At 37.5% G+C, this 20,288-nt stretch carries 19 protein-coding genes; 10 read left to right on the plus strand and 9 right to left on the minus strand.

Annotation, left to right across the window (positions count from 1 at the left end; genetic code table 11):
- Positions 1 to 553: 553 nt before the first annotated feature.
- Entirely contained in the window at positions 554 to 2,068 is a 1,515-nt protein-coding gene (locus GN157_RS10325; RefSeq protein ID WP_157483328.1) for a TROVE domain-containing protein, read from the minus strand.
- A gap of 280 nt (positions 2,069 to 2,348) precedes the next feature.
- Between GN157_RS10325 and GN157_RS10330 the strand changes: the two genes are divergently transcribed.
- The 3 genes from GN157_RS10330 (at position 2,349) to GN157_RS10340 (ending at position 4,363) form a co-directional block, all read left to right on the plus strand.
- Positions 2,349 to 3,368 carry a helix-turn-helix transcriptional regulator gene (locus GN157_RS10330; RefSeq protein ID WP_157483329.1) on the plus strand — a complete coding sequence of 340 codons (1,020 nt, stop codon included), beginning with the start codon at positions 2,349 to 2,351 and terminating at the stop codon, positions 3,366 to 3,368.
- Between the two features lie 205 nt (positions 3,369 to 3,573).
- Complete coding sequence (locus tag GN157_RS10335; RefSeq protein WP_035132433.1) at positions 3,574 to 3,789, plus strand: hypothetical protein; 216 nt, start codon at positions 3,574 to 3,576, stop codon at positions 3,787 to 3,789.
- Between the two features lie 31 nt (positions 3,790 to 3,820).
- Positions 3,821 to 4,363 (plus strand): DinB family protein, encoded by a 543-nt coding sequence (locus tag GN157_RS10340; protein WP_157483330.1) that lies wholly within the window; start codon positions 3,821 to 3,823, stop codon positions 4,361 to 4,363.
- Between the two features lie 70 nt (positions 4,364 to 4,433).
- On the opposite strand, the gene GN157_RS10345 is transcribed toward GN157_RS10340, so the two are convergent.
- The 4 genes from GN157_RS10345 to GN157_RS10360 all read right to left on the minus strand — a co-directional run bounded on the left by GN157_RS10345 (position 4,434) and on the right by GN157_RS10360 (position 8,279).
- Complete coding sequence (locus tag GN157_RS10345; protein WP_157483331.1) at positions 4,434 to 5,756, minus strand: dihydrolipoamide acetyltransferase family protein; 1,323 nt, start codon at positions 5,754 to 5,756, stop codon at positions 4,434 to 4,436.
- 104 nt (positions 5,757 to 5,860) lie between these two features.
- Positions 5,861 to 7,021: a glycosyltransferase family 2 protein gene (locus GN157_RS10350; RefSeq protein WP_157483332.1), complete on the minus strand. Its 1,161-nt coding sequence runs from the start codon at positions 7,019 to 7,021 to the stop codon at positions 5,861 to 5,863.
- Positions 7,022 to 7,124: 103 nt separating this feature from the next.
- Positions 7,125 to 7,550 (minus strand): Hsp20/alpha crystallin family protein, encoded by a 426-nt coding sequence (locus GN157_RS10355; protein WP_157483333.1) that lies wholly within the window; start codon positions 7,548 to 7,550, stop codon positions 7,125 to 7,127.
- Positions 7,551 to 7,718: 168 nt separating this feature from the next.
- On the minus strand, positions 7,719 to 8,279 hold the full coding sequence (locus GN157_RS10360) for a DUF2199 domain-containing protein (RefSeq protein ID WP_231749115.1): 561 nt from the start codon (positions 8,277 to 8,279) through the stop codon (positions 7,719 to 7,721).
- Positions 8,280 to 8,382: 103 nt separating this feature from the next.
- On the opposite strand from GN157_RS10360, the gene GN157_RS10365 reads away from it, so the two are divergent.
- Positions 8,383 to 10,248, plus strand: a complete 1,866-nt coding sequence (locus tag GN157_RS10365; protein WP_317163537.1) for an ABC-F family ATP-binding cassette domain-containing protein — start codon at positions 8,383 to 8,385, stop codon at positions 10,246 to 10,248.
- A gap of 21 nt (positions 10,249 to 10,269) precedes the next feature.
- The gene (locus GN157_RS17840) at positions 10,270 to 10,878 is read left to right on the plus strand and encodes a hypothetical protein (protein ID WP_197429432.1); all 609 of its coding nucleotides are present in this window, start codon (positions 10,270 to 10,272) and stop codon (positions 10,876 to 10,878) included.
- Here the strand turns inward: GN157_RS17840 and GN157_RS10375 are convergent.
- The 4 genes from GN157_RS10375 to GN157_RS10390 form a co-directional block, all read right to left on the minus strand.
- Positions 10,875 to 11,129: a DUF7218 family protein gene (locus GN157_RS10375; RefSeq protein ID WP_157483334.1), complete on the minus strand. Its 255-nt coding sequence runs from the start codon at positions 11,127 to 11,129 to the stop codon at positions 10,875 to 10,877. The genes GN157_RS17840 and GN157_RS10375 overlap by 4 nt on opposite strands.
- Before the next feature lie 154 nt (positions 11,130 to 11,283).
- Positions 11,284 to 11,949: a hypothetical protein gene (locus GN157_RS10380; RefSeq protein WP_157483335.1), complete on the minus strand. Its 666-nt coding sequence runs from the start codon at positions 11,947 to 11,949 to the stop codon at positions 11,284 to 11,286.
- Between the two features lie 254 nt (positions 11,950 to 12,203).
- Positions 12,204 to 12,722: a DUF4833 domain-containing protein gene (locus GN157_RS10385; RefSeq protein WP_157483336.1), complete on the minus strand. Its 519-nt coding sequence runs from the start codon at positions 12,720 to 12,722 to the stop codon at positions 12,204 to 12,206.
- 84 nt (positions 12,723 to 12,806) lie between these two features.
- Entirely contained in the window at positions 12,807 to 14,093 is a 1,287-nt protein-coding gene (locus tag GN157_RS10390) for a pentapeptide repeat-containing protein (RefSeq protein ID WP_157483337.1), read from the minus strand.
- 111 nt (positions 14,094 to 14,204) lie between these two features.
- On the opposite strand from GN157_RS10390, the gene GN157_RS10395 reads away from it, so the two are divergent.
- The 5 genes from GN157_RS10395 to GN157_RS10415 all read left to right on the plus strand — a co-directional run bounded on the left by GN157_RS10395 (position 14,205) and on the right by GN157_RS10415 (position 20,163).
- Positions 14,205 to 14,906, plus strand: a complete 702-nt coding sequence (locus GN157_RS10395; protein ID WP_157483338.1) for an ABC transporter ATP-binding protein — start codon at positions 14,205 to 14,207, stop codon at positions 14,904 to 14,906.
- A gap of 144 nt (positions 14,907 to 15,050) precedes the next feature.
- The gene (locus tag GN157_RS10400) at positions 15,051 to 15,623 is read left to right on the plus strand and encodes a cob(I)yrinic acid a,c-diamide adenosyltransferase (RefSeq protein ID WP_157483339.1); all 573 of its coding nucleotides are present in this window, start codon (positions 15,051 to 15,053) and stop codon (positions 15,621 to 15,623) included.
- A gap of 180 nt (positions 15,624 to 15,803) precedes the next feature.
- Positions 15,804 to 16,025: a DUF2795 domain-containing protein gene (locus GN157_RS10405; protein WP_002986941.1), complete on the plus strand. Its 222-nt coding sequence runs from the start codon at positions 15,804 to 15,806 to the stop codon at positions 16,023 to 16,025.
- Between the two features lie 98 nt (positions 16,026 to 16,123).
- A complete protein-coding gene (gene secA / locus GN157_RS10410; protein ID WP_157483340.1) occupies positions 16,124 to 19,486 on the plus strand; it encodes a preprotein translocase subunit SecA in 3,363 nt (1,120 codons plus the stop codon).
- Positions 19,487 to 19,587: 101 nt separating this feature from the next.
- On the plus strand, positions 19,588 to 20,163 hold the full coding sequence (locus GN157_RS10415; RefSeq protein ID WP_157483341.1) for a hypothetical protein: 576 nt from the start codon (positions 19,588 to 19,590) through the stop codon (positions 20,161 to 20,163).
- Positions 20,164 to 20,288: the final 125 nt, after the last annotated feature.

Consider the following 20,288-nt stretch of genomic DNA (forward strand, 5'->3'; position numbering starts at 1 on the left):
TATGTGTGCAAATACATGCGTTTAAACTAAAATTTATTTTTTATATAAAAAGAGGCAATAAGCGTAAAGTGACTGAATTTTTGGAGAAACAAAGTAACACTTAACAACGGCACTCTTTTATTACCGGGGCTAAATCGTGAAGTGATTGGCAGGGTTTGACCGCGCCTTAATCAGTTGGACGAAGTAACACTTCACTACGGCACCCGACAGATTTTAAAAGAACAAAGAAGCAAAAAACGGCAAGAGAACGAGGCATGTCCTGCCGGAGTCGAACCGGATAACCTTGCCATATTAAAATGACTACGCTATTCCTCCCCAAAGTTGAGACGAAGTATCCCTTACCTACGGCATCCTTTTTTCTTAAAACAGGGTTATAAACGAAAAGAGACTATTTTTCTTGCTCTACCGGACTGAGCTACATTTTACAATGACAGGATTCGAACCTGTGACACAGAACTGGACGAAGTAACTCTTATCAACGACACCTGTTATATTATCAATATTTTATGAACTTTTATTAAGCTCCCGCAGCATCCCCGGCTGCGGGAGCAGTCTACAATTTGATTTGGCTTATCTTTTCCATAGCAATCGCTGTATCATCTACAGCATTAAGAACATCAAAGATCTTGTCAGACCAGCCTGCAATCAAATACACATCATTTCTTTTTATATCCAGAGGCATGCTACCATGTCCTGCAAGGTCAAATATATACAGCTTAGCTTTTGGCGCCAGTCGCTTGTACATTTTCCATGAATTTTCAAACGAATTGAATCCATGATTACTATACATCTGTACATCGGTAAACAGCATCACCTTATCTACAAGCTGTTTTCTTTTTATAAGGTCGTCTATAACAAGATAACCGTATGTAGAATAACCTACTTCACCCTCTCTCCTGTAATACTCCTGTACATTTGCCAGTACATTTCTACGTGGCATGTTTATTATTTTCCACCTGTCGCCAAACATACCGCTAACCACGTTTTTACATTGCGACTGCAGCAACATACCCAGCATAAGCCCCACATCATAAAGCATTACACTACTTCTTGCCGAAACAGGTTGCCGCATGGAACCCGAAACATCGCAGGCAATAACTACCGAAGTATCTGCATCAAAACCCTTTATATTACGCGCGCTGTGCATCACAGCATCTTCAAGAGCTTCCAGTACTACAGAGGTATATTTAGAGTCATGCTTTTTAACCTCCCTGTATGCTGCAAGAAACCTGAAAGGCAATTGTTTTGAATTTGCCACAGCCTGCTCGTTTGCTATATAATCGCAAACCATATATAAATGATTTGCCGAAACATTAGCATCAAGTATATTCCTTAGGTTACGCATAATTGCCATATAACCTACTTTTTTACTCTCTATAAGCTCTTCCCATTTTTGGGCTATCGCTAACTGCTTAACATGTTCGTTTTCAAATTTGGCTTTACCCAGTTCAGATAGCTCTGTTTCCCATGTATAAGGAGTAGCCAGAGTATCGGCAGCAATTTTATTGAATACTGCCTGTTGGCTCTCATCTTTTGCTTTTGGGTGTACCAGAAACAGGGCATCTTTTAGTTTTACTTCTGTTTTCCTGTTGTACTTCGCAAACTGATACTCATCAAACCTGTTAAATGATGTTGCAAGTCCTTTTTGCACCTGCTTAGAAAGCCTGTTCAGCTTTTTTACACCATTACGCTGGTTTGCTATTTGATAGTAAGCCAAAAGCTCGGCTATCTCATCTGCACGCTGTACTACACCGTTTACAGCCTGACTCACTATTGATGTGCCCGATGCCTGTTTTGCAAGCTCTACCGAAAGCACCAGTGGTATACTCCTTAAGTACATTTGTGTTCTCACATAAACGGCTAACTTTGTAACAAACTCAGCATCACATTGAGTTATCAGGCTTTTAATCCTTTTAAGTCTGTCATCCCCCGATTCGTAAAATGTATTACTCAGCCCGGTTGTAACCACCGCTGTATACAGTTCTATTTCGGGAGTAACCTTATAAGCTTTTACCCCTTGGTAATTCACAGTCGTGTTTTTGGTTTTGGCTAAAAAATTGAATTTCATAATACAAATCTTTATGGTTAAACTTAAAATTAGTAAGGTGTGGTTTTAATGTCTCATCCTGACATTGCAAAGATGGCCACCTATATGCGCAATGAATATGCGCAGTAAAATATTTTTTGAAAATTTTTATTTAAACACATGATTTTAAACAAACTAAATCTTAAAATAATTTTTAAAAATTATCAAAAAATAAAATGTACGCAATTATACTGCGTAGTAAAATGAATTTTACCTACATTTGAAGTATCAATTTTTACCCAAAACCGACAAAACCATCAATATGGCTACAAATAAGCTTGCCCTTTTGCGATACAAAACCATTGATCAATGTCTTAAAAACAGGTTTAGAAAATGGACACTGGAAGATCTTATTGAAAAAGTATCAGATGCTTTGTACGAATATGAAGGCATCACCACGGGGGTAAGCAAACGTACTATTCAGTCAGACATACAAACCATGCGTAGTGACAAGCTGGGTTATAATGCCCCCATAATAGTTACCGATAAACGATTTTACACGTATGAGGATGCTGATTACAGCATTACCAATTCCCCTATCAATACTGCCGATATGGACAAGATGAAGGAGATTGTAAGTGTACTCAAACAGCTTAACGGGTTTAACTATTTTGACGAGATGAGTGACCTGATTGCAAAACTGGAGAACAACGTAAACAAATCGGCCGACAGTAATAAGAACTTCATACAGTTTGAAGATAATAAGGAGTTAAAAGGAAGGGAACACATAACTCCTTTGTATCAGGCTATATTTAATAAAACGCCATTGTTTTTAGAATACAAATCGTTCAAGGCATTAAAGCCAAGTAAGGAAATATATTATCCGTACCTTTTAAAGGAATACAGAAACCGTTGGTTTTTGGTTTGCCGACCTAAATCTAACCCAAACCTGCTAACACTGGCGCTCGACAGGATTATTGAGTTTCACCCGTTACCTAAAGAACTGTATGTAGAATATGAAGGGGTTAACTTTGACCGTTATTTTGACGATTTACTTGGTGTAACCAAATCACACAGGGACAGACCCAACAAAATAATACTACACGTAAACAAGTACAACGCACCTTATGTTATTACCAAGCCCATACATGCTTCCCAAAAACTTTTAAGTGAAAATGAAACAGGTATAACAATACGTATAGATGTAGTACATAATTTTGAATTGGAAAGAGAAATATTAGGATTTGGAGAAACTATAGAAGTACTATCTCCAAAAAAACTCAGGGATATAATTGCACGCCGTTTACATAAGGCTTCAAATAAATACAGGGACGACCAGTAAGCCTATTTTCTACTATTTATAGTATTGTCAACACTATTGTCAACACGATATTTATCACCATAAACAGCTGTAAAATAATTTTGTATGGCTTTGCCAGATAAAATGACAGGTATAACACTTTAAAGTACAATTTTTATCATTGATTCTATTGTAACTTTACACTACTTAATAATCATCATCAATCATCATCTAAAAACCAACAATTATGAAAAAAGTGTTCGTTTTTAAAACCTCTGTCCGTACCAGTAAACAAATACGTTTTGCCAGCAGTATACTTGCTGCTATCGATTCGGTTTTAAGAGTCGATTTTGACCCCGAAGACTGCGACCGCATTGTGAGAATTGAAAGCAATAAGGAAATCGCAACGAAGGTTATCAACCTCTTTAAGGCAAACGGACTAAACTGCGAGGAATTAGTTTAACCATTCAACAATCAATCAAAAAACAAACAGTATGATTACCAAACCCGAAACAAACGAGTATCCGCCAAGATTAGAAATGTATATAGGCCTAACTAAAGAAAACGGACTTATACAGCTTATGAGACAGGATCGTAAACAGACGTACAACTTTTTTAAAAACATTAGCCCCGATATGGCAAACTACAGCTATGCCGAAGGCAAATGGACTATTAAGCAGGTATTAATGCATATAAATTATGTAGAAAGAATAATGCAGTACCGTGCCCTGGCAGCTTCCAGAGGAGATAACCAAACTCCGTTTGGATTCACTAACCATGAAGCTTACATAAAAAACGCTGAAGTAGAACGCCATGATATTGACGAGCTACTGGAAGAGTTTAATGTAATTCGTAACTACAGTATAGAGTTCTTTTCGGGACTTACCGAAAAGCAACTGCAATTATGCTTAGGAAGCGGAGAAGATGCTGTTTCTGCAAGAGCTGTGGGTTATGCGCTTATTGGGCATGTACGCCACCACATGAATATTATTAACGAACGTTACCTTAACACTGTAGCAGAATACAAAGCAGTATAAAGAAGCATTGCTATGAATAAGAAACAAAAAAGCCTCCTTAATAAGGAGGCTTTTTTTATGAGTTTAGAGATTATATATCTCTGTTTGGATCAAATGCTTCAAGGTATTCAGCAACTCGCTTAACGAATGAACCTCCCAGTGCTCCGTCTACCACACGGTGGTCATAACTGTGTGAAAGGAACATTTTCTGACGGATACCGATAAAGTCACCATCAGGAGTTTCGATAACTGCAGGTACTTTCCTTATCGCTCCAAGAGCAAGGATACCTACCTGAGGCTGGTTGATGATTGGTGTACCAAACACACTACCAAATGTACCTACGTTAGTTACTGTATAAGTACCTCCCTGAGTATCGTCCGGCTTAAGTTTACCAGCCTTAGCACGGTTACCTAAATCGTTAACCGCTTTTGCCATACCTACAAGGTTAAGCTGATCTGCATTTTTAATTACCGGAACGATAAGGTTACCGTTTGGTAATGCAGCCGCCATACCAAGGTTAATATTTTTCTTCTTGATGATGTATTCACCATCAACAGATATATTCATTAATGGGAAATCTTTAAGTGCTTTTGCCACAGCCTCCATAAATATAGGAGTAAATGTAAGCTTCTCACCTTCTCTCTTCTCAAACGCACCTTTTACCTTATCTCTCCATTTTACAATGTTGGTAACGTCTACTTCGATGAACGACTGTACGTGTGCCGAAGTTTGTACCGACTGTACCATGTAACCTGAGATAAGTTTTCTCATCCTGTCCATCTCCACGATCTCATCCTGACCGTTTACAGATACAGGAGCAGCTTTAGCAGCCTGAGCCGGTTGTGCTGCAGGAGCAGCCTTAGCAACAGGAGCAGCAGTTTGAGCCGGTTGTGCAGCTGGCTGAGAACCTCTGTTCTTAATATAATCTAAGATATCATTTTTGGTTACCCTTCCGTCTTTACCTGTACCGTTAATGGCTTCAAGTTCAGCTAGAGATACACCTTCTTCTTTTGCAATGTTTTTTACTAACGGAGAGAAAAACTTGTCAGACTCAGAGAAGTCTACCTGAGCAGTAGCTGCAGTTTCCTGAGCCACCTCAACCGTTTTGGTTACAGCCTCTGCAGCAGCAGGAGCGGCTTCGGTTGCTTTTGGAGCTTCGGTTGCAGCACCGCCTTCAGTTTCGATATAAGCGATAGTTTGCCCCACCTGAACCACATCATCCACCTGGAATAAAATCTCGGTAAGTACTCCCGAAACTTCCGAAGGAACTTCTGAGTCCACTTTATCTGTGGCAATTTCTAAAACCGCTTCATCAGCTTCAATGCGGTCTCCCACATTTTTTAACCAATTTGTAATCGTTGCCTCAGCAACACTTTCACCCATTTTGGGTAATGTTAATTCAAATTTTGCCATATCGTTAACCTAAAGGTAAAATTAATCTTTCCGCTTGCGAAATTACTAAAAAAAATCAGTTTTTGCCCGTTTTACAATAGGTTTGTGAGCACTTTTACAATTATTTAAGCTTTAATTGTAATTACCTGCCCCCTGTCGTTACTATCGTTACTACCAATAATAAAACGGCTGCCTTCCGGCCTGATCTTAAAGGTAAGCCCTGATTGACTGAATTTTTCCATAAATTTAATTATCTCAAAAAAATCAACCGAATTATTATCAAAAATTACCTCAACCTGTCCGTATCCGGAAAACGATTGCGAATTTAATAATTTTTCATCAGGTTTAGCATAACGCGTTACTTTTTTTTCAAGACTGTCTTCCAATGCAATACGCAAAGTCTCATCACCTGAGAAAAGCACATACTCTTGAGGAACAACAACCTCTCCTTTCCTACTGCGCTTTACTACAGCAAAAAACAAAGTACCCGCACGCATAAACAAATCAAAAACAGGAGAACTCCTAAAGTGTTTTTTATAAAAAAACTGCATCGCTTCCCTAAAGCGTTTCATATAAGTACCGTCTTTAACCGTACTCTCACCTTTATAATGTATAACCGTAGTTTCGTGAAAGTAATAGTTAACCTTACCCATTTGCTGTATGGTATACGACAAATCGATATCATCACTATACATAAAACACCCTTCATCAAAACCACCTGCCTGCAAGTACAGTTCACGTTTCATAACCATAAAGGCACCCACCAGTATATCTACCACACCCGTTTCATTTTGAGTAATGTGCTGGGCATAATATTTATTAAACCCTGATGATTTAGGGAAAAACTTATACAGTCCGGCTATTTTGGTAAAAGCCACCCAGGGAGTAGGCACCCCCCTTTTACTTTCAGGCAAAAAATTACCGCGACCGTCTACCAGCTTAACTCCGGCAATCCCCATATTAGGTTTCCCTTCGGCAAACTGTAATACTTTTTTAAAAGTATCTTCTGCCACCACGGTATCCGGGTTCAGTATACATACATACTCACCTTTAGCCGCAGCTACACCTATATTATTACCTTTTGGAAACCCCGAATTCTCTTTACTTTCAATAAGGGTAATATCAGGAAAGCGCTGTTTCATCATTGCACAGCTATCATCCGGAGAATTATTATCTACCACAATTATCTCTCCGTCAATATCTTTAAGAGCCTTTTGTACACTTAGCACGCATTGCTCCAAAAAATAGCGGACATTGTAATTGAGAATAATAACCGATAACTGCATAGCGCAAATATAATTATTATGTTGAATTGGTTATTTACCTAATGTACTAAAATAAAAAAGCGTCCTTAATCAGGACGCTTTTCAAACCAACTAACTCAAATCATTATGAAATACTAATCACTCTTTTTTCTTTTGGAAGTGCTTCCTCTTTTTTCGGAAGCATTATTTTTAAGATTCCGCCTTCATATTGAGCATCAATCCCTTCCTGATTTACTGTTTCAGGTAAAGTGAACGATCTTTTGAAAGATGAGTAACTAAACTCCTTACGGGTAAACTTACCTTCTTCCCCTTCTGTCTTTTCCGTTTTCACTTCATTAGAAATAGTAAGAATATCGCTATCTAACTCAATATTGAAATCTTCTTTTTTGAATCCCGGAGCCATAAGCTCTACTAGGAAATTACTTTCTGTCTCTTTTATATTAACAGGCGCTGTTTTGTTTACATACTGTGTACCACCCATTAAATCTTTAAATAATTCGTCCATTACAAATGGAAAGCTGTTTGTGTTGTTACGTTTTACTAAGTTCATATCTTTTAATTTTTTAGTTTCAAACATTTGCTTAGTAATAGTCAACTTCTGTTCCAATACAAAAAACAGTGTCATTTCGTCAGTTTACATGACTTTTTGTCTGTTTTGCGTACAAAAAAAGCGTTCACATTTGAACGCTTCTGCCAAAACACCAGCAATACTACTGGATTAAGCTTTACTATTACACCCTTTTAAAACATTAATAACCCTTTTTTGCGCTTCTTCTATGGAAATACCATTATAATACTCCTCAACAAAAGGGTGAGAATAATCTCCATGCGGTATAACCTCAGGCCTATTACTTCCACCTTTATACATCACATCTACAGGAATACTTAAAGTATCACTACCCCCTTCTAAATCATTAGATATCCATCCAAAATAGCATGCCTCATAATCTTCAACATCATAATGAGCCTTATAATCTAAAAAACTCTTTTCACTAAGTGAAACCCATAATCCGTAATGTAAATCTTCACAGCTAGCAACCACCTTTTGAAATAGTACTACACGAATAAACCTATCAATTTGATCAGAATGTTCAATAACACAAAAATCACGATCCAAAGAAGCTATCCTTTCCTTATCTTCAGCAGACAATTGCGAATAATAAACAGGAGCATTATAAACCAATGCAGGCCAGTTATCATGATATTCACCACATTCTGCACATTTATATCCAGTATTCTTCCCTTTATTAAAGAACATATTTTTTAACCTGTTAAGCATATCATATAAATTTAGACACGTAAAATGTAAAGATAGTAGTGAAAACAAGTTTAAAAGCAAAACATGACACAAAAAGACTATTTTTGCACAAAATCATACAGCAGTGAACTATCTTTCAGTAGAAAACATATCTAAATCGTTTGGCGAACGCACCCTTTTTGATAATTTATCTTTCGGAATCAACAAAGACCAGAAAATTGCCTTTGTTGCCAAAAACGGAACCGGAAAAACAAGCATACTTAAAATAATTACCGGAGAAGATACTCCCGACAGCGGACAGGTAGTAATACGCAAGGAAATAAAAATGGCTTTCCTTTCACAGGAACCTAACCTTGACCCCGAGCTTACTATTGAAGAAAGCATATTTGCATCAGACAACGATACACTGAAAGTAATTGAGCAGTACGAAAAAGCACTGGAAAACCCCGAAGATGAAGAGGCTTACCAAAAGGCTTTTGAGCGCATGGACGCTAATAATGCATGGGATTTTGAAACACAGTACAAACAGATTCTCTTCAAGCTAAAGCTGGAAGACCTGAAACTGAAGGTTAAAAACCTTTCGGGAGGACAAAAAAAGCGTTTGGCACTGGCTATCATCCTTATTAACAAGCCCGACCTGCTAATACTGGACGAACCTACCAACCACCTTGACCTTGAAATGATTGAGTGGCTGGAAAATTATTTCGCCAAAGAAAACATGACGCTGTTTATGGTTACTCACGACCGTTTTTTCCTGGAACGTGTATGTAACGAAATAATAGAACTTGAAAACGGAAACCTATACCAATACAAAGGCAACTACTCTTACTACCTTAATAAGAAGGAAGAACGTATAGCTGCCGAAAACGCAAGCATAGACAAAGCAAAAAACCTTTATGTAAAAGAATTGGACTGGATGCGCCGTCAGCCAAAGGCACGTACCACCAAGTCAAAGTCCCGTCAGGATGACTTTTATGTAATTAAAGAAAAGGCACACAGTCGCCGCAAGGAACACCAAGTTGAGCTCGAAATAAACATGGAGCGCATGGGTAGTAAAGTAGTTGAACTACACAATGTGTCTAAAAAATTTAAAGATAAAACCATACTGGATAACTTCAGTTACAACTTTAAGCGTGGTGAACGTATAGGTATTATAGGTAAAAACGGAACCGGAAAATCTACCTTCCTTAATATACTTACCCAAAGTATGCAGCCCGATAATGGTAAGGTTGTTATTGGCGAAACCATAAAACTGGGCTACTATACCCAGTCGGGCATTAACCCGAAACCCGAACAAAAGGTTATTGATATTATTAAGGAGTTTGGCGAATACATTCCGCTTACAAAAGGCAGAACCATCTCGGCAGCACAACTGTTGGAGCGTTTTTTATTCGACCGTAAAAAGCAGTACGACTTTGTTGAAAAACTAAGCGGTGGCGAATTAAAACGTCTTTACCTGTGTACTGTACTGATACAAAACCCTAACTTCCTTATACTGGATGAACCTACAAACGATCTTGATATTGTTACATTAAATGTACTGGAGGCTTTCCTATTGGATTACCCGGGATGTTTGCTTGTAGTATCGCACGACCGTTACTTTATGGATAAAATTGTAGACCACCTGTTTGTTTTCCGTGGTGAGGGTATTATTGAAGACTTCCCAGGCAACTACAGTGATTTCCGTGTTTATGAAGACAGCGCCGAACCGGTTAAGGAAGAAACCAAACCTGCTGCCGATAAGAAGGCATGGAAACAAAATCAGGTAAAAGCCGGACTTACCTTTAACGAACAGAAGGAATACCAGAAAATAGAAAAGGAAATTAAAGATCTGGAAAAAAAGAAGGAAGACATCGAACAGCTTTTCTCTGACGGTAAGGTGGCCGACGATGCCATTGCTGCTAAAGCCGACGAACTACAACAGATACTGGATAAAATAGACGAAAAAACAGAGCGCTGGTTTGAGTTAAGCGCTAAAATGGAAGAATAACCCTAACACACTTTTGAGACTATGTCATACCTAACGTTTCTTTTAAAATCAAGCAATGCACACGGCATACATTCGCCTTTTGTATATGAGTTGGTAACCGAAGGATTTTATTCCGGAAAGAAAATATCAGGCAATGGTAAAAACGGTCTCAGCAGCAAGGTACTTACCATTTTATTTAAAACCATTAACCACTGCAAGTCGTTCAAACTGGTAGTATATGGAGAAAACTCAAACGAGGTTACCGAAACCATTCGTGAAGTAGGCGAAAGAACCAAAACCAAACTATGGTTCTTTTCCCCTATGGCACCCGTACCGGGCGGACTGGACCTTGGTTTTATTTGCGGAAGCAATACCCAAAGCATCATGAAAGCCTTTGAACAGCTTCATAAAGATGTAACCGACCAAAACCTGTTTGTACTCCCTAACATCCACAAAACCCCAGAGATGGAAAAAGCTTGGGAAACCATAAAAAAAGACCCAAATGTTACCGTCACTATAGACACGTATCATTTAGGCCTTATTTTTTTCCGTAAAGGGCAGGCAAAACAAGATTTTATTATCCGACCTTACCGCTCCTTTTTGCTAGATGCTGTTTTAGGCATCCGTAACCTGTGGGGATTACTCGCTTAATTATGTCGCAAAGCATAAGCCAGTTGCGCTTTGGTCATTTTGCTTCGCCCTTCAATACCCACTTTTTTAGCTTCATCATACAGGCTTTGTTTGGTGCGGTCTTCATACTTTTTAGCCTTACCACCTCTATACCCTGCACCTTCACTATTAGCGATACGTGCCGATTTTTCTTTACTGTAACCCTTGTCTCTTAGCGCCTCATACTGCTCTTCATTTTTTATTTGAGGTCTTGTATCTTTTCCTTTAGGCATAACATATTTTTTAATTGGTTTTACCACATAAAGTTACCAAACCAGTAAGTAACAACACGTTAACCACTGGTTAAAACAAACCCAATAAAATTAAAAAAGCCGGCATATAGCCGACTTTTTTTCCACAAACACAAATTTATATAAAACCTTATACTTACTCTGTCGCTTCTTCTTTAGCTTCCTGGTTTTCTTCACCTTTAGCTGTCATACGCTCCCATTTAAATTTAGGGGCAAACTCTAATTTAAGAGCCGCAATTTTACGGTTATCTTCTGATGACAAACCTTCTTTCTCTACTGTGTTTTTTCTGGCATCAAGTGCCTCATACCAAGCTTTGATTTTATCAAAATCCTGTCTTGAATAGCTATCTTTATTTTTATTAAAGGTATCTACAAAGTTTTGGTACACACTAAGAATGTTATCCTTGTTTACCCAGTTAAAGTTTAGGTCATCACCAACCATGTTATCCGGACCAAAGTATGAAACCACAAGTGCATCAGCAGCTGTTTCTTTAGCTTCCTTCTCTGTTTCAGTTTTTACGTTCTCATACTTGGTTTTCGTATCGTTAATACGAGTTTCTGCATTTTGGCTTTCTTTAGCCTCACTTAGTGCTGCTTCAGCTTCTGCAAGTCTTGCCTGATATTCAGCCTCAATCTGAGCCCAGTTAGCCGACCTTTCGGTAGCATCAAGGTTTCCAATTGAGTCTACATACGACTCATAACGATCAATATTCTGTTCTGCCATTTGCTCGGTATCAGTCTTACAAGACGTTACACCCGCTGCTACTAACACTGCTCCTAATAATAAATTTAATCTTTTCATAGTCATTTAATTATTTGATTTGTTACTTGTAATTATTTCGTTACTTGATAGATCAAAGGTAACATCACAATCACGACATTTCAAAGTTTTGGTTAAATTATTAAGAATAGTTTAATACATTTAAAGAATATATTAAGATTTTTAAGAAATACTTAACGGATTTAAAAACAGATATTGAAGGCTAGAAAGTCATAAAGCACAAAAATCCTATTACCCATAAGGACCTGAGTACTTTAAAACTTAAGAAAGATTATTTACCTGCTTAGGTACATGGTTTCAGCAAGATCATTGTGTGTTTTTACATCCCTGCCGTAAAAGTCAATTTGAGAAACATTAGTCCCAAGGGCATTACAGTGTAAAAACATACGTTCCAGTTCCATTTCCTTACCGTTAATGTTTACGGTAACCACAGGCTTGCCCGATTGCATGGCAAGAGTAAGTGTTTTTTCAGGATAGGCAGCAAGGGTAAACTCAAACTTGTTTTCCCCTACTTTATTAAAGGTAACCCCGTAAGCCATTTTACGCTGTAATCCGGTAAGTTCTTCACGGGTTCCGTCCTTTTTATAGTCTATTTGGTACACATCAATAGGATCAGTATCCTTTATATTGGTATTGCTAATAATATTAGCATCATAAACATAGGTGTTGTGATTTTTACTGTGCTGAATATAAAAAAGGCGTTTGTGGCTATCGGGAGGTTCAGGATAACCATGTTGTGCCAGGCATGCAGGCATGCTGATAATAAAAAGTATGAGTAGGAAATGATTTTTCATATACTGACTATCAACATTATAAATATAGTAAAAAAAATGTTCGAAAGCAGTTTTATGTAAAGAAATTGTAAAGCTTTAATATTCTTATAGCAATTTATCTTTAAGGTTTTTCATTAAATCTTCATATATCTTTTTAAACTCATTAATATCCTCCAAACTTAATTTACCGCAAATACTCTCTATAAAATTAATACTATTAAGAAATATAAGTTCATTTGAATTAGTTTCATAATTTACCAGTTCATCAAGACTATCTAAAGGACGAAAAATACTATTCAAGGAATCCATTTTATGACAACCTCTAAAATCTCCTCTTATACATAAATTTTCAATATTAAAATCCGTAAAACCACAGGCTCGAAAATCAATCTCTAGCATACTTTTATTTCCTCTAAACAAACAATTTTTAAAACTCGAACCGAAAAAACTAACTTTAAGTAAATCAACTTCAATAAAATTCATCTCCTCAAAATAAGACAACAAAAATTCTGTCTTATATATCTCCATACAACTTAGACTAGAATTAGATAACTTACAATGAATCAAATGCGAGGAGTTAAGATCGGCATTTTTAAAATTAGAATCAGATATTTCAACAAACATAAAATTAGAGTTATAGAATTTTGAACTTTCAAAATTAACCCCTTTAATTACTGAACTTTGAAAAACAGTATAACTTAAATCCGCTTCTGATAAATCAACATTTTGAATTTCCATAGGAAATATACAATGTTTAAGATTGAATTTACTCAAATCAATACCATTAATATCGATATATTTAAAATTTGTATAGCTTAAATTACCAAACAACCCCTCATAAGGAGATTTATCCTTGTCCTTAAACACATAATTAATAATTGTCTGTATAATGGTAATATTTCTGTCTTCCGAATTTAATTTTACTGTTGCAATAGACCTTACATAGCTCAATAAAATATTTAATACAACTTCACTATAATCCTTTGAATTTTCCTTTGCTATTTGATGTAGTTCTGCGACACCCCCTAATATAATCGGCTCTTTTTCAGAACCTAGATGTTCAATGGCATTTTTAAATCTTTCATCAATCTGAGATTTCCTCGACAATTCCAATTGCTCACTTTGCTTATTTATAGCTTTCCCTTGCAAGTCAATACCTTTCTCTGTAGTAACAGCTCTTCTATATGACAAATGTAAGCTATACAACACCCCTAACCCTCCAATTACAGTTAGTATAATTTTAAATAACTCAGCATTTCTATCTTTATTTAAGGGATATAGCCATAAAGCAAAATTTTCAAATTTTTGAAGGAAAAATTCTGAAGAAGAAGCTAAATAAAATAGAATGAGCAAACAAATTAGAATTAATAAAAGTTTAAAAACTGTCCTCATTTCGAAATCTTTAATTTTGTTAAAGATAAAAAATAGAATCTCTAATTTACAACTAGTAGTTTTAATACTTTCCAACAAAAATTCCTTACTTTTAAGCCTCAAAATAAAAGTATGGCACAACCAATTATCGATATAAAAGGCATAACCAGAAACTTTCCGCTGGGCAATGAGGTGGTAAAAGTTTTAAAAGGCATAGACCTAACCATAAACAAAGGCGAATATGTGGCATTAATGGGCCCGTCGGGATCCGGCAAATCCACTCTTATGAACCTGTTAGGCTGCCTGGATACCCCTACCGGAGGTACTTACATTCTTAACGGAAAGGACGTGAGCAAAATGAGCGATAATGAGTTGGCCGAAATACGTAACAAAGAAATAGGTTTCGTTTTCCAAACCTTTAACCTACTACCGCGCACCACCGCACTGGATAATGTAGCATTGCCTATGGTATATGCAGGCCACAAAAAACCCGAGCGTAACGAGCGTGCCTCACAGGTACTAACACAGGTAGGACTGGAAGACCGCATGGACCACAAACCCAACCAGCTTTCGGGAGGACAGCGCCAAAGGGTTGCCGTAGCCCGCGCATTGGTTAACCACCCTTCTATCATCCTTGCCGATGAGCCTACAGGTAACCTGGACAGTAAAACATCGGTAGAAATTATGAACCTTTTCAATGAGATACACGCAAACGGTAATACCGTTATACTGGTAACCCACGAGGAAGACATTGCCGCTTATGCCCATAGGGTTATCCGCCTTAGGGACGGTGTTATAGAAAGCGACAACATTAACCCTAATCCGCACAGGTAGTAATTAGTAAAAACACTGCCATTCTGAACGAAATGCAAATGGAGTGAAGAGTCTAAATCAGTAAAAGAGATCCTTCCTGCGTCAGGATGACAACCTTCTATATTTTTAATCATTAAATTTTAAATCTTTCAATAGCATAACAAAATGAAAGTATATACTAAAACAGGAGACAAAGGTACTACTGCCCTTTTTGGCGGAACACGTGTACCAAAACACCATATACGCATAGAAAGCTACGGTACAGTAGACGAACTTAACTCACACATTGGTCTTATCCGTGATCAGGATATGAACCCGCATTACAAAAAAGTACTGGAGCATATTCAGGACCGCCTGTTTACTTTAGGTGCCATATTGGCAACCGATCCCGAAAAACTAATCCTGAAAAACGGAAAAGAAAGACTTAACATCCCTAAAATTTCTGATGAAAATATTCAATATCTTGAAAATGAGATTGACGCTATGGATTCTGAATTACCCCCAATGACACATTTTGTGCTTCCGGGAGGTCATACAACCGTGTCATATTGTCACATAGCACGTTGTGTTTGCCGTCGTGCAGAGCGTTTATCGGTACATTTACACGAGCTTGAACCTACAGATGAGAGGGTTTTGACATACTTAAACCGACTTTCTGACTACCTTTTTGTGTTGGCACGAAAGTTGTCCCATGATTTGAACGCTGACGAAGTGAAGTGGATACCTGAAAAGTATTAGTTAGCAAACCCTTACGGTTATCAGTAAAATTGGGGAATCTAAGCAGTTTTAAACTGCCCGTGAATACCGCAAATGGGACACCGAAAAAACGTTCTTAACTTTTTATTGAAAATAAACAAAAATTTACTTGACTATTTCAGTATAAAATTTATTTTTGCATAAAATTAAATCGTTTATAAGATGTATTGGACATTAGAACTAGCATCCTATTTGAGTGATGCCCCATGGCCGGCTACAAAAGATGAGCTGATTGACTATGCCATCAGAACAGGAGCACCACTTGAGGTAGTAGAAAACCTACAATCTATTGAGGATGAAGGAGAAATCTACGAATCAATGGAAGAAATATGGCCTGACTATCCTACAGACGAAGACTATCTTTGGAACGAGGATGAATATTAGGAAAAATAAAATCAACTGAAAAGTCTCTTCAATGAGGCTTTTTTTTTGGTTAAATTTGTACCTAACAGAGAAAAACAAACAAAAGTAATTATATAATAATGAGTTTAATAAACAGCATTCTAAAAGCTTTTGTAGGTGATAAATCGCAAAAGGATATAAAGGCAATCCAGCCTTTAATCAATAAGGTTAAAACCTATGAGGAAGCTTTAGCGCAACTTTCTAACGATGAGCTTAGAGCTAAAACTATCTACTTTAAGGAGAAGATACGTGATGCCCGTGCTGATAAAGATGCTAAAATCGCGTCTTACCAGCAGGAAGTTGAACAAACAGAAGACATTGATGCAAGAGAAGATATTTATGCATCTATCGATGCTCTTGAAAAAGAAGCATATGAGATAAGTGAGAAAGTATTAATGGATATACTACCGGAAGCATTTGCCGTAGTGAAGGAAACAGCCCGCCGATTTAAAGAGAACAGCTCTGTCACGGTTAAGGCTACTCCAAAAGACATCGAACTTTCTGCAACTAAACCATACATTACCATTGAGGGCGATAACGCCTCGTGGGCTAACACGTGGAATGCCGCAGGTAAGGAAATTACCTGGGACATGATTCACTATGATGTTCAGCTTATTGGTGGTATAGTACTTCACCAGGGTAAAATTGCCGAGATGCAAACGGGTGAAGGTAAAACCCTTGTGGCTACCCTTCCGCTTTACCTTAACGCGCTTACAGGAAACGGTGTTCACCTTGTAACGGTGAACGACTACCTTGCACGAAGGGATAGCACATGGAAAGCTCCTTTATTTGAGTTCCACGGTATGACGGTTGACTGTATTGATAACCACCAACCTAACTCTGACGCCAGAAGAAAAGCGTATGCTGCAGATATTACTTATGGTACAAACAACGAATTTGGTTTTGATTACCTAAGGGATAACATGGCTCACGCTCCTAGCGACCTTGTACAGAAAAAGCACAATTATGCTATTGTCGATGAGGTTGACTCGGTATTGATTGACGACGCCCGTACGCCGCTTATCATATCAGGTCCTATTCCGCAGGGAGACCGTCATGAGTTCAACGAACTTAAGCCAAAAGTAGACAACCTTTACAACATGCAGAGAACACTTATCAATGGTGTACTTGCAGAGGCTAAAAAACTTATCAAAGAAGGTAATACTAAAGAAGGTGGTTTCCTTTTATTAAGAGCACACCGTGGTTTACCTAAAAATAAAGCACTTATCAAATTTTTAAGTGAAGAAGGTGTGAAGCAACTGCTTCAAAAAACCGAAAATCACTACATGCAGGACAACAACCGTGAAATGCATAAAATTGATGAGGCTCTTTACTTTGTAATCGAAGAAAAAAACAATCAGGTAGAACTTACTGATAACGGTATTCAGTTCCTTTCTCAGGATACCGACAATGACTTCTTTGTACTTCCGGACATTGGTACTGAGATTGCCAACATTGAAAAGAAAAACTTAAACAAAGAAGAAGAGGCAGAACAGAAAGAAGTTTTATTTAAAGACTTCTCTATTAAGAGTGAGCGTATCCATACCCTTACTCAGCTTTTAAAAGCCTATACCCTGTTTGAAAAAGACGTTGAGTATGTAATCATGGACAACAAGATCATGATTGTAGACGAGCAAACCGGTCGTATTATGGACGGTAGACGTTATTCAGACGGTTTACACCAGGCGATTGAGGCAAAAGAGAACGTTAAGATTGAAGCTGCTACCCAAACTTTTGCTACCATTACCCTGCAAAACTACTTCAGGATGTACAACAAACTGGGTGGTATGACAGGTACAGCTGTTACAGAAGCTGGTGAGTTTTGGGAAATTTATAAATTGGATGTTGTTGAAATTCCAACTAACAGACCAATTGCACGTAAAGACAAACACGATCTTATATACCGCACAATGCGTGAGAAATTCAACGCTGTTATTGAAGATGTAACAGAACTTTCTCAGGCAGGAAGACCAGTGCTTATTGGTACAACATCGGTAGATATTTCTGAGTTATTAAGCCGTATGCTTAAAATGAGAAATGTACCGCACAACGTACTGAATGCGAAACTTCACAAAAAAGAGGCAGAAATTGTTGCCGAAGCAGGTAAACCGGGTATTGTGACCATTGCTACAAACATGGCAGGTCGTGGTACCGATATTAAGCTTACTCCGGAAGTTAAAGCCGCAGGAGGTTTAGCAATTATTGGTACAGAACGTCACGATTCAAGACGTGTGGACAGACAGCTTCGTGGTCGTGCCGGTCGTCAGGGAGACCCGGGAAGTTCTCAGTTCTATGTATCTCTTGAAGATAACCTGATGCGTTTATTCGGTTCTGAAAGAGTTGCTAAGATAATGGACAGAATGGGACTTAAAGAGGGTGAGGTTATCCAGCACTCTATGATGACTAAGTCTATTGAGCGTGCACAGAAAAAAGTGGAAGAAAACAACTTTGGTGTACGTAAGCGTCTTCTTGAATATGATGACGTAATGAACGCACAGCGTGAGGTAGTATACAAACGTAGAAAGCACGCATTATTCGGGGAGCGTCTTAAAGTAGATATCGCTAACATGATGTATGATACTGCTGAGGTTATTGCCGAAAACAACAAAGCCACAAACGACTTTAAAAACTTTGAGTTTGAGCTTATCCGTAACTTTGCTATAAGTTCTCCTATTAGCGAAGCCGAATTTGGTAAACTAAACCCTATAGAAATTGCAGGTAAAGTTTACAAAGTTGTAAGCCAGGCTTATCATGATAAAACAGAGCGCACTGCTGCCGAAGCGTTTATCGTAATCAAAAACGTTTACGAAAACAATCAGGGACAGTATGAGCGTATTGTAGTACCGTTTACCGATGGTGTGAAATCACTTAATGTGGTTACTAACCTTGAAAAAGCTTACCAAAGTGAAGGTAAATCACTTATCACTGATTTTGAGAAGAACATCACCCTTGCTATTGTTGATGAAGCATGGAAGAAACACCTTCGCAAAATGGATGAGCTAAAACAATCGGTACAGCTTGCAGTACACGAACAAAAAGATCCGCTGCTTATCTATAAGTTTGAAGCATTCGAACTGTTTAAAAAGACAGTAGACAGTATTAATAAAGATGTAATCTCATTCCTGTTTAAAGGAGAGCTTCCGGCTCAAAATGCTCAGCAAATTCAGGATGCAGAACAGCAGGTTCAGCAAAAAGAAGAGTACACTGAAAGCAAGGAAGAAGTTTTAAACACTGAGGAAATGGCCGAAAAAGCACGTCAGGTGTCACAACAAAGCCAAAGCCGCCCTCAGGTTACTGAAACCATTGTAAGGGATGCTCCAAAAATTAACCGTAATGACAACGTTACTATTAAACATGTTATGAGCGGTAAAACCGAAACCATGAAATTCAAAAAGGCAGAAAGCCTTATTTCAACCGGTGAATGGGTTGTAGTAAACGAGTAATTATATTAGCTCTATAAATAAAAATCCCGCCCGTTAAGGCGGGATTTTTTATACCTACTATTTAAAACAAACCTTTTATCTTTATGAAAAACCAAACAACTATGAAAAAATATCTTATCGCCTTTGTTTTATTATTCACAGCTATTTCAGGATTTTCTCAGGATGTAAAAGCACTAAAAACTACAGCCGAAGAAATGTATAAACACAGTGTAAACAAAGATTTTGAAGCTGTAACCGAATTTATTTACCCTAAGTTTTTTGAAATACTTCCAAAAGAACAAATGGTTGAAGGGATGAAGCAAATGCTTGAAGGTAATGATGATTTTAAAATGGAAATAACCAACACCCCTTTAGACATAGAGGTTGGAGACATCAAAACAATAAACAACGGACATTACACTACACTTAAACAAAACTACGCCCTTAAAATGATCTTTAAAGATGTAATACCTAAAGATAATTCAGAAATGTTTATTGATATGTATAAAAAGATGTTGAATACCGAAGATGTCACCTTTAATGCAAAAGACAACTCCTTAAATATTATCAAGCGAATAGATTATATAGCCATTGCTAACAATCTAACCAATAACAAATGGAGGTTTATTGGCGCAGCACAACCCGAGCTTATGAATCAGATTCTGGATCCCGAAGTAATAAAAGAACTGGGGTTATAAAACCTATTAAAAGTTTAACACAAAAGCCCTTTAATTAAAGGGCTTTTGTGCTTTAAAAGAATAGGTAAATCCTTTGGTTTTCTGTATTTTTGGGAAACCCGCATTTATTACTCATATACCTTTAA

It is taken from the genome of Flavobacterium rakeshii, from assembly GCF_009741375.1.
Classification (GTDB): Bacteria; Bacteroidota; Bacteroidia; order Flavobacteriales; family Flavobacteriaceae; genus Flavobacterium; species Flavobacterium rakeshii.

What these genes read in the sequence shown, in the direction of transcription:
- GN157_RS10355 (WP_157483333.1), bottom strand. Translation starts at nt 7,550, where the DNA reads ATGAACTTAGTAAAACGTAACAACACAAACAGCTTTCCATTTGTAATG.
- GN157_RS10335 (WP_035132433.1), top strand. Translation starts at nt 3,574, where the DNA reads ATGAAAAAAGTGTTCGTTTTTAAAACCTCTGTCCGTACCAGTAAACAA.
- GN157_RS10415 (WP_157483341.1), top strand. Translation starts at nt 19,588, where the DNA reads ATGAAAAAATATCTTATCGCCTTTGTTTTATTATTCACAGCTATTTCA.
- GN157_RS10380 (WP_157483335.1), bottom strand. Translation starts at nt 11,949, where the DNA reads ATGAAAAGATTAAATTTATTATTAGGAGCAGTGTTAGTAGCAGCGGGT.
- GN157_RS10325 (WP_157483328.1), bottom strand. Translation starts at nt 2,068, where the DNA reads ATGAAATTCAATTTTTTAGCCAAAACCAAAAACACGACTGTGAATTAC.
- GN157_RS17840 (WP_197429432.1), top strand. Translation starts at nt 10,270, where the DNA reads ATGTCATACCTAACGTTTCTTTTAAAATCAAGCAATGCACACGGCATA.
- GN157_RS10350 (WP_157483332.1), bottom strand. Translation starts at nt 7,021, where the DNA reads ATGCAGTTATCGGTTATTATTCTCAATTACAATGTCCGCTATTTTTTG.
- GN157_RS10395 (WP_157483338.1), top strand. Translation starts at nt 14,205, where the DNA reads ATGGCACAACCAATTATCGATATAAAAGGCATAACCAGAAACTTTCCG.
- GN157_RS10330 (WP_157483329.1), top strand. Translation starts at nt 2,349, where the DNA reads ATGGCTACAAATAAGCTTGCCCTTTTGCGATACAAAACCATTGATCAA.
- GN157_RS10340 (WP_157483330.1), top strand. Translation starts at nt 3,821, where the DNA reads ATGATTACCAAACCCGAAACAAACGAGTATCCGCCAAGATTAGAAATG.
- GN157_RS10390 (WP_157483337.1), bottom strand. Translation starts at nt 14,093, where the DNA reads ATGAGGACAGTTTTTAAACTTTTATTAATTCTAATTTGTTTGCTCATT.
- GN157_RS10385 (WP_157483336.1), bottom strand. Translation starts at nt 12,722, where the DNA reads ATGAAAAATCATTTCCTACTCATACTTTTTATTATCAGCATGCCTGCA.
- GN157_RS10405 (WP_002986941.1), top strand. Translation starts at nt 15,804, where the DNA reads ATGTATTGGACATTAGAACTAGCATCCTATTTGAGTGATGCCCCATGG.
- GN157_RS10375 (WP_157483334.1), bottom strand. Translation starts at nt 11,129, where the DNA reads ATGCCTAAAGGAAAAGATACAAGACCTCAAATAAAAAATGAAGAGCAG.
- secA (WP_157483340.1), top strand. Translation starts at nt 16,124, where the DNA reads ATGAGTTTAATAAACAGCATTCTAAAAGCTTTTGTAGGTGATAAATCG.
- GN157_RS10360 (WP_231749115.1), bottom strand. Translation starts at nt 8,279, where the DNA reads ATGCTTAACAGGTTAAAAAATATGTTCTTTAATAAAGGGAAGAATACT.
- GN157_RS10400 (WP_157483339.1), top strand. Translation starts at nt 15,051, where the DNA reads ATGAAAGTATATACTAAAACAGGAGACAAAGGTACTACTGCCCTTTTT.
- GN157_RS10345 (WP_157483331.1), bottom strand. Translation starts at nt 5,756, where the DNA reads ATGGCAAAATTTGAATTAACATTACCCAAAATGGGTGAAAGTGTTGCT.